At 63.9% G+C, this 17,020-nt stretch carries 14 protein-coding genes; 4 read left to right on the top strand and 10 right to left on the bottom strand.

The genetic code is table 11. The features are described 5' to 3' along the window. Positions 1–9: 9 nt before the first annotated feature. On the top strand, positions 10–1,359 hold the full coding sequence (locus XH80_RS28415) for an 8-oxoguanine deaminase (RefSeq protein ID WP_271601424.1): 1,350 nt from the start codon (positions 10–12) through the stop codon (positions 1,357–1,359). A 100-nt stretch (positions 1,360–1,459) separates the two neighbouring features. Here XH80_RS28415 and XH80_RS28410 read toward each other — a convergent pair whose 3' ends face one another. The 4 genes from XH80_RS28410 to XH80_RS28395 form a co-directional block, all read right to left on the bottom strand. After that, entirely contained in the window at positions 1,460–2,536 is a 1,077-nt protein-coding gene (locus XH80_RS28410) for a BMP family ABC transporter substrate-binding protein (RefSeq protein WP_271601423.1), read from the bottom strand. A 79-nt stretch (positions 2,537–2,615) separates the two neighbouring features. Then, the gene (locus tag XH80_RS28405; protein ID WP_271601422.1) at positions 2,616–3,533 is read right to left on the bottom strand and encodes an ABC transporter permease; all 918 of its coding nucleotides are present in this window, start codon (positions 3,531–3,533) and stop codon (positions 2,616–2,618) included. Then, complete coding sequence (locus tag XH80_RS28400; RefSeq protein WP_271601421.1) at positions 3,520–4,611, bottom strand: ABC transporter permease; 1,092 nt, start codon at positions 4,609–4,611, stop codon at positions 3,520–3,522. The genes XH80_RS28405 and XH80_RS28400 overlap by 14 nt, the downstream gene beginning before the upstream one ends. Beyond that, entirely contained in the window at positions 4,595–6,166 is a 1,572-nt protein-coding gene (locus tag XH80_RS28395) for an ABC transporter ATP-binding protein (RefSeq protein ID WP_271601420.1), read from the bottom strand. Before XH80_RS28395 ends, XH80_RS28400 begins: the two co-directional genes overlap by 17 nt. A 556-nt stretch (positions 6,167–6,722) precedes the next feature. Between XH80_RS28395 and XH80_RS28390 the strand changes: the two genes are divergently transcribed. Then, positions 6,723–7,829, top strand: a complete 1,107-nt coding sequence (locus tag XH80_RS28390; RefSeq protein ID WP_057750732.1) for a hypothetical protein — start codon at positions 6,723–6,725, stop codon at positions 7,827–7,829. A gap of 194 nt (positions 7,830–8,023) precedes the next feature. On the opposite strand, the gene XH80_RS28385 is transcribed toward XH80_RS28390, so the two are convergent. From XH80_RS28385 to XH80_RS28360, 6 genes are read right to left on the bottom strand one after another with little or no spacing between them, the layout of a single operon-like run. Continuing rightward, complete coding sequence (locus XH80_RS28385; protein ID WP_271601419.1) at positions 8,024–8,509, bottom strand: nucleoside deaminase; 486 nt, start codon at positions 8,507–8,509, stop codon at positions 8,024–8,026. A gap of 13 nt (positions 8,510–8,522) precedes the next feature. Further along, positions 8,523–10,055, bottom strand: coding sequence for an ABC transporter ATP-binding protein (locus XH80_RS28380; RefSeq protein WP_271601418.1), 1,533 nt, complete (start codon positions 10,053–10,055; stop codon positions 8,523–8,525). After that, a complete protein-coding gene (gene biuH, locus XH80_RS28375; RefSeq protein ID WP_057749745.1) occupies positions 10,052–10,735 on the bottom strand; it encodes a biuret amidohydrolase in 684 nt (227 codons plus the stop codon). Before biuH ends, XH80_RS28380 begins: the two co-directional genes overlap by 4 nt. Positions 10,736–10,746: 11 nt before the next feature. After that, positions 10,747–11,673 (bottom strand): ABC transporter permease, encoded by a 927-nt coding sequence (locus tag XH80_RS28370; protein ID WP_271601417.1) that lies wholly within the window; start codon positions 11,671–11,673, stop codon positions 10,747–10,749. Then, entirely contained in the window at positions 11,673–12,785 is a 1,113-nt protein-coding gene (locus tag XH80_RS28365; RefSeq protein ID WP_271601416.1) for an ABC transporter permease, read from the bottom strand. Before XH80_RS28365 ends, XH80_RS28370 begins: the two co-directional genes overlap by 1 nt. Continuing rightward, positions 12,782–13,894, bottom strand: a complete 1,113-nt coding sequence (locus XH80_RS28360) for a BMP family ABC transporter substrate-binding protein (protein ID WP_057749736.1) — start codon at positions 13,892–13,894, stop codon at positions 12,782–12,784. The genes XH80_RS28365 and XH80_RS28360 overlap by 4 nt, the downstream gene beginning before the upstream one ends. 403 nt (positions 13,895–14,297) lie before the next feature. Here XH80_RS28360 and XH80_RS28355 point away from each other — a divergent pair, with 403 nt between their 5' ends. Next, complete coding sequence (locus tag XH80_RS28355; RefSeq protein WP_271601615.1) at positions 14,298–15,557, top strand: allantoate amidohydrolase; 1,260 nt, start codon at positions 14,298–14,300, stop codon at positions 15,555–15,557. Between the two features lie 82 nt (positions 15,558–15,639). Further along, on the top strand, positions 15,640–17,013 hold the full coding sequence (locus XH80_RS28350) for a hypothetical protein (RefSeq protein WP_271601415.1): 1,374 nt from the start codon (positions 15,640–15,642) through the stop codon (positions 17,011–17,013). The last annotated feature ends 7 nt before the right edge of the window (positions 17,014–17,020 follow it).

The raw sequence follows: 17,020 nt of genomic DNA, 5'->3' as shown, positions 1-17,020 counted from the left end.
AATGGAGACATGAGCGACGCAAAGCCGATCTGGATCAGGGATCCCCAGGCCATTCTCGCTGACGGCGCTGGCCGCGGGGTCGTCGTTAAGGATGGTCGTATCGTCGAACTCGTGCCTTCAGGCGGAACACCGGCGACTGCCGGTGTCACGGTGTTCGATGCGAGCGAGCATGTCGTGCTGCCGGGCCTCATCAACACCCATCATCATTTTTATCAGACGCTGACGCGGGCGCTGCCGGCGGCAATGGATCGCGAGCTGTTTCCCTGGCTGCAGGCGCTCTATCCGGTGTGGGCGAAGATGACGCCCGAGGCGCTCGAGCTCGGCGTCACCGTGGCGATGTCGGAACTGCTGCTCTCGGGCTGCACGACGACGACGGATCATCACTATGTCTTCCCGAAAGGGCTCGAGGAGTCCGTCGATATCGAGGTCGGCGTCGCAAGGCGGCTCGGCGTCCGTGTGCTGCTGACGCGTGGCTCGATGAACCTGTCGCAACGCGACGGCGGCCTGCCGCCTGACAGCGTCGTGCAGGACGAGGACACCATCCTGGCCGACAGCGCGCGCGTGGTGGCCAAGCATCACCAGCGCGGCGCGGATGCGATGGTGCAGATTGCGCTTGCGCCGTGCTCGCCGTTTTCGGTGACGACGTCCTTGATGCGCGCCACCGCCGATCTCGCCGACAAGCTCGACGTGCGCCTGCACACCCATCTCGCCGAGACCGAGGACGAGAACAAATTCTGCCAGCAGATGTATGGCTGCCGTCCGCTCGACTATCTCGAGCAATGCGGCTGGCTCAATCCGCGGACCTGGCTCGCGCACGGCATCTTTTTCAACGCCGACGAGATGAAGCGGCTCGGCAAGGCCAAGACGACCATCAGCCATTGCGCGTGCAGCAACCAGCTGCTGGCCTCCGGCTGCTGTCCGGTGTGCGAGATGGAGGAGGCCGGGGTCGGGATCGGCATTGGCGTCGACGGTTCGGCCTCCAATGATGGGTCGAACCTGATGCAGGAGGTGCGCGCGGCGTTCCTGCTGCAGCGGGCGCGCTATGGCGTGACCAAGGTCAGCCACAAGGATGCGCTGCGCTGGGCCACCCAAGGCTCGGCAGCCTGCGTCGGCCGCCCGGAACTCGGCGAGATCGCCGTCGGCAAGGCCGCCGACCTTGCGCTGTTCAAGCTCGACGAGCTGCGTTTCTCCGGCCACGGCGATGCCCTGGCCGCGCTGGTGCTGTGCGGCGCGCATCGGGCTGACAGGGTGATGGTGGCGGGGAACTGGGCCGTGATCGACGGCGCGATCCCGGGACTGGACGTTCCGGACCTGATCCGCCGGCACAGCGCCGCGGCGCGGGCGATGCAGGCGGGCTAGGATAGAAAGAGGGGGCGGCCACAAGTGCCGGGTGCTTCTGGCCACCCCCTCCGAACCTCCTCCGGGAGGAGCAGGTGATTTAGGCAATGCAAGAAGCGTGCTACTTGCCCGGCAGCTTGTCGTCGATGCCCTTGACGTAGAAATTCATGCCGAGGATCTGGCCGTCATCGAGATTGGCGCCGCCCTTGCACTCGATCTCCTTGCCGTCCTGCCCAATGACCGGGCATTTGAACGGGTGCAGTTTGCCGGCGGTGATCGCCGCCTGGGCATCCTCGGCGATCTTTTTCACGTCGTCGGGCATATTGGTATACGGCGCCATCGCGAACATGTGGCTGTCGAGACCGCCCCAGGTGTCTTCCGACTTCCAGGTGCCGTCGAGCTCGGCCTTGACGCGGGCGATGTAGTAGGGGGCCCAGGTGTCGAGGATCGAGGTCAGCTGGGTCTTGGGCCCGAACTTGATCATCTCGGAATCCTGGCCGAAGGCGAGCTTGCCGCGTTCGCTGGCGATCTGCATCGCGGCGGGCGAGTCCGTGTGCTGCATGATCACGTCGACGCCCTGGTCGATCAGCGCCTTGGCGGCGTCGGCTTCCTTGCCCGGGTCGAACCAGGTGTTGGCCCAGATGATCTTGACCTTGATGTTGGGGTTGATGCTCTGCGCCGCGATCATCGTCGCGTTGATGCCGGAGACGACCTCGGGGATCGGGAACGAACCGATATAACCGAGCACGCCCGACTTCGACATCTTGGCCGCGATCAGGCCTTGAATGTAGCGGCCCTGATACCACTTCGAGGAATACGTCGACATATTCTTGTCGCGCTTGTAGCCGGTCGCGTGCTCGAAATGCACGTTCGGATATTTCTTGGCGACCTTCAGCGTCGGATCCATGTAGCCGAACGACGTCGTGAAGATCAGCTTGTTGCCGGCGCGGACAAGCTGCTCGATAGCGCGTTCGGCGTCGGGACCTTCAGGGACATTTTCGAGATAAGTGGTCTCGATCTTGTCGCCAAGCTCCTTCTCGAGCGCCAGGCGCGCTTGATCGTGCTGGTAGGTCCAGCCGAGATCGCCGATCGGGCCGAGGTAAATGAAGCCGACTTTCAGCTTATCGGCGGCGGAAGCTGCACTGACGCTCCCGGCAAGCAGAAGGCCGGCAGCCAGCGCAAGAAGTGATTTCCTCATCATCAATCTCCAAACATCAGGGGATAGCCACGATCCGCAGCGTGCGCGCCCCATCGCGCACACTGCGGAAACCAAAACGCTAGCGGTCAGGCACGAACACGATGCCGAGCGCGGCCGGCGCGGTCGAGCCGCCGGTTCGCGCGCGGGAGAGCAGGACCAGCACGATGACCGTCGCCAGATACGGCAGTGCAGACATGAATTGCGAAGGAATGCCGACGCCCCAGCCTTGCGCATGCAGTTGCAGGATCGTCACTGCACCGAACAGGTAAGCGCCGACCACGAGCCGACCCGGCCGCCAGGATGCGAACACGACCAGCGCGAGTGCGATCCAGCCGCGGCCCGCAGTCATGCCGGGAATGAAGAACGGCGTATAGGCAAGCGGCAGATAGGCGCCGGCAAGACCTGCGCAGGCGCCGCCGAACATCACGGCGAGGGTGCGGATGCGCAGCACGGGATAGCCAAGCGCGTGTGCCGAGATATGATTGTCGCCGCAGGCGCGCAGGATCAATCCCGCGCGTGTGCGATACAGGAACCACCAGACGCCGACGATGAGAGCGATCGAGAAATAGACGAAGGCGTCCTCGCCGAACAGGACGCGGCCGACCAAAGGAATGTCGGTGAGTCCAGAAATGTATAAATGTGCGGCCGGCGTGAGCCGTTCGCCGACGAAGCCTGCACCGATGAGGCCGGAGAGGCCGATGCCGAGGATGGTCAACGCCAACCCTGTTGCGACCTGGTTGACAGCGAGCCCGAGTGCCATCAGCGCGAAGATCAGTGACATCAGCACTCCCGCGATGATGCCGAACAGCGCGCCGATCAGAATCGATCCGGTCAACCACGCGCCGCCAAAGCCGCAGGCCGCGCCGACAATCATCATGCCCTCGACGCCGAGATTAAGCACGCCGGACCGCTCGGTGACGAGCTCGCCGGTTGCTGCGATCAGGAGCGGTGTCGAGGCGGCGAGCACCGACAGGATGATGGCTTCAACCAGCTCCACGGGTCACCTGTCGGTTCGGGAAGAGCAGCTTGAAGCGGTAGAGAATGAGAGAATCGCAGGCGAGCACGTAGAAGAGCAGGATGCCCTGGAACACCTTGGTGACGTCCAACGGGATCTTCATTGCGATCTGCGCCTGCTCGCCGCCGATAAAGGTGAGCGCGAGAAACAGGCCTGCAATTAATATTCCAATCGGGTTCAGCCGGCCGAGGAACGCGACGATAATCGCGGTGAAACCGTAGCCGGGTGAGATGCCGGGTTGGAGGTGTCCGACGGGACCTGCGACTTCGATGATGCCGGCAAGGCCGGCCAGCGCGCCGGACACCGCGAAGGTCAGGATGATCAGCTGGTTGGCGTTGAAGCCGCCGAACCGCGCCGCGCGCGGCGCAGCACCGACCACGCGGATCTCGAATCCCTTGATGGTGCGTCCAAGCAGGATTGCTGCGGCTGCCACGACCAGCAGTGCAATGATCGAGCCGAAATGCAGCCGGCCGCCTTCGATCAGCAGCGGCACCGTCGCGACGGGATCGAACTCCGCCGTGGTCGGGAAATTGAAACCCTTCGGGTCGCGCCAGGGCCCGCGGACGAGATAGTCCATCAGGAGGTCGGCGACATAGACCAGCATCAGGCTGGTCAGGATTTCACTAGCACCGAACTTCACCTTGCAGATTGCCGGGATCAGCGCATAGAGCGCGCCGGCGGCAGCGGCCAGCACGAGCATGGCCGGCAGCACCCAGGCGCCGGCGTCGGTGCCTTGCGTCTTGACCGCAATCCAGCTTCCAGCAACCGCGCCGATCAGGAATTGCCCCTCAGCGCCGATGTTCCAGGCATTGGCGAGGTAGCAGAGCGACAGCCCGATCGCGATCATCACCAGCGGCGTCGCCTTCACGGCGATCTCCTGAAGCGAATAGCCGTCGGTCAGAGGCGCAATGAAATAAGCGTGCAGGGCGAGGACCGGATTCTTGCCAAGAATCGCGAACAGGATGGTCATGGTCACGATCGTCAGGCCGATCGCGATCAGCGGCGAGACCAGCGCGATCGTGTTGGAGCGCTCGGCGCGCTTCTCAAGCACCAACTGCATGCGCGGCCTCCTTCGGCTCCAGGGTGCTGCCGCCCATCAACAGGCCGAGCTTCTCGCGCGTCGCCTCGCTTGCTGCCAGCGGAGCAGACAAGCGGCCGTGGAACATCACGGCGATACGGTCGGCGATTTCGGCCAGCTCGTCGAGATCCTGGCTGGTCACCAGCACCGCGGCGCCTGCGGTCGCCAGGTCAAGCAACGCCTGGCGGATGACGGCGGCAGCTCCAGCGTCGACGCCCCAGGTCGGCTGGCTCACCACCAGCACTGCAGGGTTGCGCAGAATCTCGCGGCCGACAATGAATTTCTGCAGATTACCGCCGGAGAGGGATGCGGCTTCCGGGTCGCGCTTTGCCTTGCGGACGTCAAACGTCTCGGTCGCCTTGTCCACCGTCTTCAGCGTGGCCGCGGTGTCGATGAAGCCGTGATGGACCATTCCGCTGGCGGCATGGCCCGTCAGCAGCGCGTTCTCCGACAGTTTCATGCGCGGCGCAGTGCCGTGGCCGAGCCTCTCTTCGGGCACGAAGGCGGCGCCAAGCTTGCGACGCTTGGTGATCGAAAGGTGGCCGGCAGCGATGCCTTCGATCACGATCGTCCCCGGATCTTTCGACAATCGCTCGCCGGACAGGGCGGCAAACAATTCGTCCTGGCCGTTGCCGGCGACGCCGGCGATGCCGAGGATTTCGCCGCCCTTCAATTCGAACGAGATGTGTTCGAGCCGGACCCCGTGCGCCTCGTCGGGCGCGAGCGAGAGATCGTTGACGACGAGCCGTGGGATCGTCGTCCGCCGCCCGGCGGCGGCCTTCACTTCCTTGATCTCGCCGCCAACCATCATGCGCGCGAGCGAGGCGGCGGTCTCCTGCCTGGGATTGCAGGTCTGGATCTTCTTGCCGCCGCGCAGGATCGTGGCGGTGTCGCAGAGCCGCTTCACCTCCTCGAGCTTGTGGCTGATATAGAGGATGGCGCGGCCCTCGGCCTTGAGCCGTTCCAGCACGACAAAGAGCTGGTCCGCCTCCTGCGGCGTCAGCACGGCGGTCGGCTCATCCAGAATCAGGAATTTTGGATCCTGCATCAGCGCGCGAACGATCTCGATGCGCTGGCGCTCGCCGACGGACAATTGCCAGACCTCCCGTCTGGGATCGAGCGGCAGTCCGTAGGTTCTGGATACCTGCTCGAGCCGCGCCGACATGTCCTTGAACGATTCCTTGCCGTCGAGGCCAAGGGCGACGTTCTCAGCGACGGTGAGGTTGTCGAACAGCGAAAAGTGCTGGAACACCATGCCGATGCCGCGGCTGCGCGCCTCAGAGGGGCCGGACAGCACGATTGGTTCGCCCTGCCAGCGGATTTCGCCGGCAGAGGGCTGGATCAGCCCGTAGATCGCCTTCACCAGCGTCGATTTGCCGGCGCCGTTCTCGCCAAGCAGGGCGTGGATTTCCCTAGGCCAGACGTCGATGTCGATGGAATCGTTGGCGAGGAACTCGCCATAGCGCTTGGTCAGCCCGACCGTCTTGAGCAACGGGGACTCGCCGGAATGCAGGCCGTTAGGCGTCGGATCTAACATGCGTTGATGCGCTTGCATGGGATGCAGTGCCTCAATAGTGGGCTAGTTTGAACCGCCGCGTAAGGTGTGAAAAAGCGTCATCCCTTGCTTAACGCTTCGGCAGCGGGACGGTGTCGCGAGTCGCGCGGTTCGCGGGGCCAAGGTGAGAGCCCGGGGCCGTTGCGGCCCGGCTCTGCAGAAGGCCTGTTGCAAATTTGTGACGGTTTAAACCAAATCGGAACCCGCTGGGCAGGCTCGATGTGACGTTGATCAAAATCGCGCCAGCACGCGTATGCAATGCGGGATCGTCGTGACGGCCGTTGCGAGCAACAGCATTTGCATTGCGCGGTCGAGGTGAAACGCAAACGAAATCAATCGGGAATGTTCGGCATTGCGTTGTCGATTCCGCGCGGCAACGTCACGCGAGAACCCTCAGATTTCCCGCGGTGAATCGCCGTTTGCTGCCGAAACATGCGGCATGCCTTGAAAAAAGTTGAGGCTTCTCAGCTCGGGAGTTCGGAGCAAGTGTCGCCCTAGGGACGTTCATTTTACGTGTCCAAACTTGGGGGTATTCAGGATGTCGTTTCGCTTCAAGGCAGTTGCAGCATCGGCGCTGTCACTTGCTACGCTGGCCATCGGTGGCTGGGCTCACGCGGCAGATCTGCCGGTCAAGGCGGCCAAGAAGGCGCCTGACCTTCCGTTTTTCCTAGTGATCGATGACCGCGTGTCGTTCTCCTGGATGCCGAAGGGTACCGACCCCGGCATGTGGAGCACCCGGCCGGATGGCAGCATCAACGGCACCACCGCCAAACAAGTCTATTCGTTCACGCACTTCGACCTCTGGGCCTACGGCACCAACTTCTTCACGATCTCGATGTTCAAGTCGGGTCATAACGATCCCGCATCGCCCTGTGTCGCGCCGGGCGTGAACATCAACGGCACCGCCAGCAACTGCGCCGGCGCCACCGAGATCTATGGCCTGTTCCGTTCGACCTTCGGCTGGAACGAGTTGTTCAACACCAAGGCCTTCACCATGGGCCCGCTGCACAACATCTCGTTCGAAGTCGGAATGGACGCGAATACCGAAAACAACTTCCTGGCGCCCGCAAAGCGCGACGTTGTCGGTGGTCTGCAGTTCGCCTTCGACCTTCCCTACAAGGGATACGTCGACGTCGCGCCATTGGTGTATTGGGAGTTCTCGAACCATAACGCCTTCACGCAGTGCGGCCTGTTCGGCCCTGGTGTCGCGGGCGTGACCTGCAACTCGGACGGCAACGTCAGCTACCGTGCGACCTGGGCGGTCGAAATCAACTACTATATGGACCTCGGCTTCCTGCCGCCGAACATGCAGTTCTGGTCGATCAGCGGCCGCGCCGGCTGGTATGGCCCGAAGGGGGACTCGAACGGTCTTCCCGCGCTCTCAGGCATCGGCCGGTTCTCGACCGCTTCCAAGACCGAGCTGAACAGCGAACCGATCCGTCTGACCTTCGACGCGTCGAAGGCGGCCTTCGGTGACAAGTACTCGCACTTCGTCGACCTCTGGGTCGCCTATCGCTACTGGCAGAACAAGTTCGGCCTCGACCACAACGCCATGCCCGGCGTTTGCACGGTCGCCGCGACCGGCCAGAGCACCCACAGCTGCACCGAGTCCACGGTCTACGGCGGTGTTACTGTGAAGTTCTGATCGCCCGAGGTTTCAGGGTTAGGATGGCGTCGCGCAGGAATGTGCGGCGCCATTCTGCCTTTGAGACGCGGAGGCACAACTGCCGTAGGGTGGGCAAAGCGAAGCGTGCCCACGCATTTTTTGCGACCGAGAGAGATGGTGGGCACGGCGCGAACGCGCCTTTGCCCACCCTACGAAATCGAATGTTGTTGCGCCTACTTCGTCCAAATGCCGTCGTGCAGTGCTGCGGCCTCGTCTTCCAGGAGCGGGCCAATCACCTCGGTCGGTCGCTGGCCGCTCGCAAAGACGTCGCGGCAAGGCAGGTCGAGCGTCGGGTTCTCCGGGTGGTTGCCAGTGATGCCGCGCAAGCGGCGTTCGCTAAGGCCGTAGACCACGCGGCCGATGCCGGCCCAGTAGATCGCCCCCGAACACATCGCGCAGGGTTCGGCGGAGGAATATAGCGTCGCCGCTGCCAGCACCTCGCGAGGGAGCGTGCGGCAGGCTTGCGTGGCTGCAAGGCGCTCGGCATGCGCAGTGCCGTCATGGTCAGGCATGTAGCCGTTCTCGGTCTCGATCAGCACCTTGCCATCGGCGCCGACGACGATGCAGCCGAAGGGATGGTTGCCATGGGTGAGGGACCGGCTCGCCACCGCGAAGGACAGGCGCAGGAACTGCTCGTCGCGCTCGCTCGTGCCGTCCATCGCGCCTCCGCAGTCACTGCCCTGCCATGTGCCGGCCGACCTCGGTGAGATCGGCCTCGCTCGTCCGTGCTTCATACACGAATTCGCCGTGGAACATTACCACCAGCCGGTCCGAGAGTTCGAGCAATTCGTCGAGGTCTTCGCTCACCAGCAATACCGCCGCGCCACGGTTACGTGCGGCCATGATCTCGGCGTGGATCTGCGCCACGGCCGCGAAGTCGAGGCCGAAGCAGGGATTGGCCGCAATCAGCACCTCGACATCGCTCGCAAGCTCGCGGGCGAGCACGGCGCGCTGCACATTGCCGCCTGAGAGCGCCGAGATCGGCGTCTCCGGCGTGCGCGTCTTGATCTTGTACTGGCGGATCTTCTTCTTGGCATCGTCGCGGAAAGCGCCGCGGTTGAGCCACCAGCCGCCGCTGGCAAAAGGTGCACGGTCGAACTCGCGGAAGGCGATGTTGTCGGCAACGCTCATGCCGCCGACACAGGCGTTCTTGAGCGGCTCCTCGGGCAGGAGCGACATTTTGTGGCGCCGCATCTCCTCGCGGCTGGCGTGATAGGGATCGCCGGCGACGCGGATTTCGCCGCCCTCCGCCTCGCGCTGGCCGGCCAGAACCTCGACGAGCTGGCGCTGGCCGTTGCCGGAGACGCCGGCGATCCCGACGATCTCGCCGGCACGCACGGTGAGGGAGACGTCATGCACGGCCATGGCACCGGCATCGTCGAGCGCGCGAAGCTTTTCCAGCTCCAGGCGCGCCTTGCCGGCTTCTCCGGTGCGTGGCGGCTGAACGGTCAGCTCCTCGGCGCCGATCATGGTGCGGGCCATTGCATCCGGCGTCAGTTCGGACACTTTGCCGGCGCCGGCGAGTTTACCGCGGCGCAGGATCGTGACCTCGTCGGCGAAGGCCATGACCTCTCGGAACTTGTGCGTGATCATCAGGATCGTCAGCTCGCCCTTGACGACCATGTCGCGGAGCATGCCGAGCACCTCGTCGGCTTCCGCCGGCGTCAGCACCGAGGTCGGCTCGTCCAGGATCAGGAAACGGCGCTTCAGATACAGCTGCTTGAGGATCTCGCATTTCTGCCGTTCGCCGGCCGAGATGTCTGAGACCTTTGCGGCGAGAGGCACCTTGAAGGGCATGCGCGCCAGGAACGCCTCGAGCTCCTTCATCTCCTTCGGCCAGTTCACCACGGCCGGCACATCATCGCGGGCCAGCACGAGGTTTTCGGCAACCGTCATCGCCGGCACCAGCGTGAAGTGCTGGTAGACCATGCCGAGGCCGAGCGCGTGAGCATCCTTCGGATTGGCAATCGCCTGCTCGCGGCCGCCGACGAGGATGTCGCCCTCCGTCGCGTGATAGTAGCCCATAATGCATTTGACGAGCGTGGACTTGCCGGCGCCGTTCTCGCCCAGCAGCGCGTGGAATGAGCCGGGCCGTACCTTCAGCTCGACATTGTCCAGGGCCAGGAAGTCGCCGAAGCGCATGGTCATGGCGAGGGCATCGACGCCGAAGGCGCCTGACGGCGGAGGCGGCTCGCCAATGATCACGAAATCGCTCCGATGAAGGCGTCCGAGGTCGAGACCGCACCGAATACGCCGCCCTGCATCTTGATCATCTTCAGCGCGTGGTCGTGGTTGCTCTTGTCAGTCGCGCCGCAGCAATCGTGCAGCAGCACGCATTCGAAGCCGCGGTCGTTGGCCTCGCGCATGGTGGTGTGGACGCAGACGTCGGTGGTGATTCCGGTCAGCACGATATTTTCAATGCCGCGCACGCGCAGGATCAGCTCCAGATCGGTGGCGCAGAACGAGCCTTTGCCTGGCTTGTCGATGATGGGCTCGCCAGGCAGTGGCGCCAGCTCCTCGATGATGTCCCAGCCGGGCTCGCCGCGCACCAGGATGCGGCCGCACGGGCCGGGATCGCCGATGCCGGCGCCGATCTGGCGCGAACGCCAGCGCTTGTTGGCAGGCAGGTCGGAGAGGTCGGGGCGGTGGCCTTCGCGGGTATGGATGATGTGGAAGCCCTGCTCGCGCATGACGCTGAGCAGCTTCTTGATCGGCTCGATCGGCGCCCGCGTCAGCGAAAGGTCATAACCCATCTTGTCGACATAGCCGCCGACGCCGCAGAAATCGGTCTGCATGTCGATGATGATGAGGGCGGTGTTTTGCGGGCGCAGATCCCCGTTGTAGGGCCAGGCGTAGGGCTCGGACTTGATGGTGCGCTCGGGCATGATTTCGCTCTCTAGCGGGTGATCGACAATTCGGCCGGGGCTCCGGTCAGCGTGCGTTTCGGCGAGCAGGTGATGATCATGATCGCCAGCGTCAGAATGTAGGGCGCTGCGTTGAAGAGGTGATAGCCAGAGGTGACGCCGACCGATTGCAGCGCCGGCCCGAGCGCCGCCGCGCCGCCGAAGGCGAGCGAGGCCCAGAGGCAGAGCAGGGGATCCCAGCGCGCGAATATCACCAGTGCGACCGCGGTGATGCCCTGGCCTGAGGAGAGGCCCTCGTTCCAGCTCCCGGGATAGAACAATGACAGAAAGGAGCCGCCGATGCCGGCGAGGAAGCCGCCGACCATGGTGGCGCGCAGACGGATCAGCAGCACGGAATGGCCCATCGCGCGCGCGGCGTCCGAGCTTTCGCCGGCGGTGCGGATGAGCAGGCCCCAGCGCGTGATGCGGAAGGCCCAATAGAGGATCGGCGCCAGCACCACGCCGATCAGGAACAGCACGTTGATGCGCAGCGCGGCGCGGACTTGCGGGATGTCGCTCCACCAGCCGAAATCGATCGCAGGCAGGCGCGGCGCGGTGGGCTCGATCAGCGGCTTGCCGAGATAGAAGGCAAGACCGGTGCCGAACAGCATCAAGGCGATGCCGACCGCGACGTCGTTGACGCGCGGCAGTGAGCAGATGCCAGCATGCAGCGCGCCAAGCAAGGCGCCGGCGATGCCAGCGGCGAGCACGCCGAGCCAGGGCGATCCCGTCAGGTAAGAGATGCCGTAGGCGCTCATCGCGCCCATCACAAGTGTGCCTTCGAGGCCGAGATTGATGCGGCCCGAACGCTCGGTGATGCATTCCCCCAAGCTCACGAACAGGAAGGGCGTCGAGACGCGAATGGCGCCGCCGAGCACCGCGAGCGGGACGGTCCAGAGTCCGATCGATCCGTCAGCCATCAGGACTTGCCCTTCAGGAATCCAATGCGGCCGTAGAGCGCATCGCTGGCCAGCACGAAGACGAAGATGATCCCCTGAAGCACCAGCACCGATGCATCAGGCAGTCCCAGACGGCGCTGCAACAAGCCGCCGCTGGCGCTGATGCCGCCGAGCAGCATCGCGACGGGAATGATGGCGAGCGGATTTTGCCGCGCCAGGAAGGCGACCAGGATGCCGGTGAAACCGTAACCGGCGGCGAGATTGGCGTTGGTGCGGCCCTGCACGGCGGCCACCTCGACCATGCCGGCAAGACCCGCGGCGCCGCCGGCGAGGAAGCAGATAGTCAGGATCAGCTTGCTGACGCCAAGGCCGACGATTTTCGCGGCGCGGATGTTGCCGCCGGCAACGCGCGCGGCAAAGCCGAACACGGTGTGATAGATCAGGATATAGGCCGCTACCGCGGCGATCAGTCCGAAGACGAGACCCCAATGCACGTCGGTGCCCGGGATGGAGCCGATCATGTTGGCAGCGCCGATCTCGCGGGTCGACGGCTTGTTGAGGCTTGCGGGATCCCGCATCATGCCTTCGACCAGATGATTGAGGATCGCGAGGGCGATGTAGACGAGCAGCAAGCTCGAGATCGTCTCGTTGACGCCGCGATATTGCCTCAAGGCGCCGGCGAGCATGATCCACAAGCCGCCGCCGATCACGCCGGCGATCACCATTGCGATCTGCACGACGAGCGGCGGCATGCCCTGAAGCAGCAGTGCTGCGCTGGTCGCCGACAGCGCGCCGATCAACAGCGCGCCCTCGCCGCCGATGATGACCATCCCAAGCTGCGCCGGCAGCGCGGTGCAAAGCGCGGTGAGAATGAGGGGCGCAGCGCGCGTCAGCGTATTCTGCCAGGAGAACCAGGTGCCGAAGGCGCCCTGATACATATAGAAATAAAGATCCAGCGGATTCTTGCCGAACATCATGACGAAGATGCCGAAGACCACGAGCGCGCCGGCCAGCGCCGCGCCGGGGATCAGGACATACTCGATCGTGCCGCCGTGGCGTTGCAGAAAGCCGGCGTCGGCGGTCGGGGTAATTGTCCCGACCGCCTCGGCAGAATCCGCTGTTTCTGATGTCACGAAGTCGCTCCGATCACGCCTTCGACGAGATAGTCCATCTTCTCGAGCTCAGGGTCCTTCTGGCCGCGATCGGTGCCGGCCGGAATGACGGTCTTGCCCTTGTTGTCGACCAGGCCGCCCTTGAAGATGGCAAAGCCTTCCGCGGATAGGAATTTGGCTTTGGCCTCGTCTGCCGCCTTGCGCGCCTCGGCCGAGACGGCTTCACCATAGGGCGAGGTCTTGACGATTTCTTCCTTCAGGCCGCCGCGGTAGAAGTTCGGGATGCCCTCGCCGGCGGCGATCATCTTGACGAACTTCGGATAGAGCGCTTCCCAGTTCCACTCCGCGCCGGTGAGATAGGCCTTGGGCGCCAGCGCCGACTGGTTGGTGTGATATCCGCAGACGAAGGCGCCGCGCCGCGCCGCGTTCTCGACCATTGTTTTGGGGCCGTCGACGTGACAGGTCAGCACGTCCACACCCTGGTCGATCAGGCTGTTGGTGGCTTCAGCCTCCTTGACCGGCATCGACCAGTCACCGGTGAAGATCACTTGCGTGGTGGCCTTCGGATTGACGGACTTCGCACCGAGCGTGAAGGCATTGATGTTGCGCAGCACCTGCGGGATCGGCTTGGCCGCGACGAAGCCGAGCTTGCCGCTCTTCGACGTCAGGCCGGCGACGATGCCCGAGATGTACTGGGCTTCGTCGATATAGCCGAAATAGCTGCCGGCGTTCTTCGGGTCCTTGTCGGTCCAGAGGCCACCGCAGTGCTCGAAGCGCAGCTTCGGGTACTTGGTGGCCATCTTGATCATGTGCGGATTGTAGTAACCGAACGAGGTCGGGAAGAGCAGGGTGGCGCCGTCGAGGTTGATCATCGACTCGATCGTCTTCTCGACCGCGTCGGTCTCGGGCACTTTCTCTTCCTCGACGACCTTGAGGCCCGGAATCTTCTTCAGCGCCGCCGCGCCCTGCGCGTGGGCCTGGTTGTAGCCGTAGTCGTCGCGCGAGCCGACATAGATGAAGCCGATCGTGGTCTCGGCCGCGAAGGCCGGGCGGGCGCCTGCCGCTGCGCCGAGGGTGAGGGCGGCACCGCCCTGCAACAAATGACGTCGTGAAATCCTGCCAAAATCCATTGCTTGCTCCCCTTGGCGGATTGACCGCCTCAATCTCGCGGCTGCGCCGGTCTGGCGGAGCCCGGGAGGGATGTCGCAAGCTTCGTGCCAGAGGTTAAGGGGTATGCATAGCGACGTAACTACTTGTAAAATAGGCTATATATGAAATGTGCAAATTTTGATCAGGATGGTGTCAGATTAAATCATGGGCAGTATTTCCTGATTGTATGCAATGGAGTTAAGCAATCTTAAACCGTCTGCCGCGCGGATGGACGACTGGAGGCGGCCGGCTGATCGTCCACATTCATGCTAACCACGCGGCTGACTCGCGACGGCGCTGGTCTGAATTCGCTGGCACCGAACTTGTATCGATTGACGCTGCGACCGCCCCCTCGCGGTCTCCAGGATGGAAAGCTTGACCGAGATGGGTGCTGGTAACGCCGTTCAGAATGCATCGCTCGGCGAAGAGATCGTGCGTCGGGTCAACGAGCTCGCGGCGATCTCGGAAGACGGCGACAAGCTCACCCGCATCTTTCTCACGAAGGAGCAGCGCGCGGCCTCGGACGTCATTCTCGGCTGGATGCGCGAGGCCGGCATGAGCGCGCATCTCGACGCGATCGGCAATGTTTGCGGCCGCTATGACGGCGAGCAGCCGGGGGCGCCCTGCCTGATGCTCGGCTCGCATTACGACACGGTGCGCGATGCCGGCAAATGGGACGGGCCGCTCGGTGTGATCACGGCAATTGTCTGTGTCGCCGACCTCAATCGCCGGGGCAAGCGTTTGCCGTTCGCGATCGAGGTGGTCGGCTTTGCCGACGAGGAAGGCGTGCGCTTCGCCTCGACCCTGCTCGGCAGTCGTGCAATGGCCGGCACGTTCGACAAGAGCGTTTTGAACACGCGCGACCGGGACGGTGTGTCGATGCGCGATGCGCTCATCACATTTGGCCTCGACCCTGACCATATCGGCGCGGCGGCGCGCGCCCGGCGCGAGCTGCTGGCCTACCTGGAATTGCACATCGAGCAGGGGCCGGTGCTGGAAGCCCGGAATCTCCCTGTCGGCGTCGTCAGCGCGATTGCGGGCGCGACACGGCTGGCGGCACGGTTGACTGGCATGGCCGGTCACGCCGGCACCGTGCCCATGGCGCTGCGCCGTGACGCACTCACAGGCGCGGCCGAATGCATCGGCGCCATCGAGCAATTCTGCCGCACCGACGAGGACGGGCTGGTCGGCACTGTCGGCTACATCCAAGCGAGGCCCGGCGCGACCAATGTCATTCCGGGTGAGGTATCCTTCACCATCGACATGCGCGCGCCGACCGACATGCATCGCAAGCGCGCGGTCGCCGACGCGGTCCGCCAGATCGAGGCGATAGCCAAGCGCCGGCAACTGGCGCTTCAGCTCGATGTCACCCATGAGAACCGCACTGTGCCTTGCGCGCCCTGGCTGAAGGATCAGATCGCGCAGGCGATCGCAGCCGAAGGTTTTTCCATCTTCGAGCTGCCGAGCGGAGCGGGGCATGACGGCATGGCGATGATCGACATCGCCGATGTCGGCATGATCTTCGTTCGCTGCCACGGCGGCATCAGCCATCATCCCGACGAGCATGTCGAACTTGCAGACGCCGACGCCGGCGCGCGGGTGTTGCTCAGGGTGATCGAGAATTTCAAGCCGAGAGCGGCGTAGGCCCGGAAGTCACCGGGTAGAGACACGAATCAGAGAAGTGTAAAATGGCGTAACTTCAGCAGGCGTCAGCCGACTTAGACAAATGAACAGCGACATCTCCTTCTCAAGCCATCAAGAGAACCGGTTTTACCAGGGCGCGGCTGCGACCTTGGTCGCCAACGCGCTTCAGGCGGTGAATTTTCTTGGCGACCGCTTCATGAGAAAGTCGCAGCATTCGCTGTCGGCGATCGAGGACCTCTATCGCCACTCGATGGACAGCGCTTTTTCGGTGACCGAGGCTTTCCTCGTCACAGGTGCTCCGCACGCCTCCGCCTACTATCCGCGCGACTTTGCCTGGTTCTATCCTGACGTCCTCGACCCCGAGACCATCATGGACGCGCAGGATGCGGTGCGTCGGGCCCGCCTGCTCGAGAAGAGCGTGCGCCTGTTGCTGGAGGCGGTTCGCGCCGACGTCGTCACGACGACAATCGTTCCGGCGGGGCGCGGCCGATATCTCGGCGTGAACTATTTCTCGCGTCCCTCGGATACGTTGCTTGGTATTCTGGCTGGTCTGCAGCAGATGCTCTCGGCCGAGAGGCGGGCGTCGTCCTATCTGGCGATGTCGCAATGCGCGCATGCCGGTCGCCTGCTGCTGGTCGAATATGGCGGCGATCTCAAGCGTGCGACCCTGAAGCTCGCAAGCGAGCTCCAGCCGTTCGATGCCGACGGCGCCAGATATCTGCTCTGCGACGCCAGCGGCCCTCGTTCGGCGGCAACCGACACCCGCGCCGAGCGCCGGCGCTTTGTCACCAATGCCTGCGTCTACACGACGTTCGTGTGGGGCGTGCAACTCGGCATCGTCGATGAAAATGAGCTGAAGCGGCTGCTCGGGCGCGACCTCGCAGAGTACAAGAAAGGGCTGCTCCGCCTGTTCGGCAAGGACGGCTACATCAGGCATTCGCTGGACGGCCCGGCGGGCGCGCCGGCCTCCATGGTCGCGCTGGATTTCGTCAGCGTGCATCGCGGCTTCTGGGACCTGAACGATCCGAGCGAGCGTGCGCTGTTCGCGGCCACGACGGATCTGATCCTCGCCGAGCCTCGCTTCCGCATCCCCAGCACGTTCCACTTCTTGGTGTCGGCGGATAATCCGCGGAACAAGATGATCCACAAGATTGCGGCACCGGCCTATCAGGGTCGCTCGTCGTGGCCGACGTTCAACGTCGAGTTCGCCGATCGCATGCTGGACTTTGACGAGTTCTCGGGGAGCAATACCTATCGCGCCTGCGCGCAAGGGATATTGAAAGACATCCGCACCGCGACCGAGGTGCACGGCGGGTATCAGGAGCTGATCTCGGAGCAGGGACTGAAGTATCGCACCTGGGCCTATAAGGGCGCGGTGGCGCACTCCTGGTTCCCGCGCTTCCTGTCGGTGTGGAGGAGGGCGTACGGAACGCCGCTCTTCCAGTGGAACGACTGAACCGCCG

Origin of the sequence: Bradyrhizobium sp. CCBAU 45384, assembly GCF_028128665.1 — a bacterium.
In the GTDB taxonomy this organism is placed as follows: Bacteria; Pseudomonadota; Alphaproteobacteria; order Rhizobiales; family Xanthobacteraceae; genus Bradyrhizobium; species Bradyrhizobium manausense.
The sequence above is the reverse complement of the archived record's forward strand: the minus strand, read 5'-3'. Positions and strand labels throughout refer to the sequence as shown.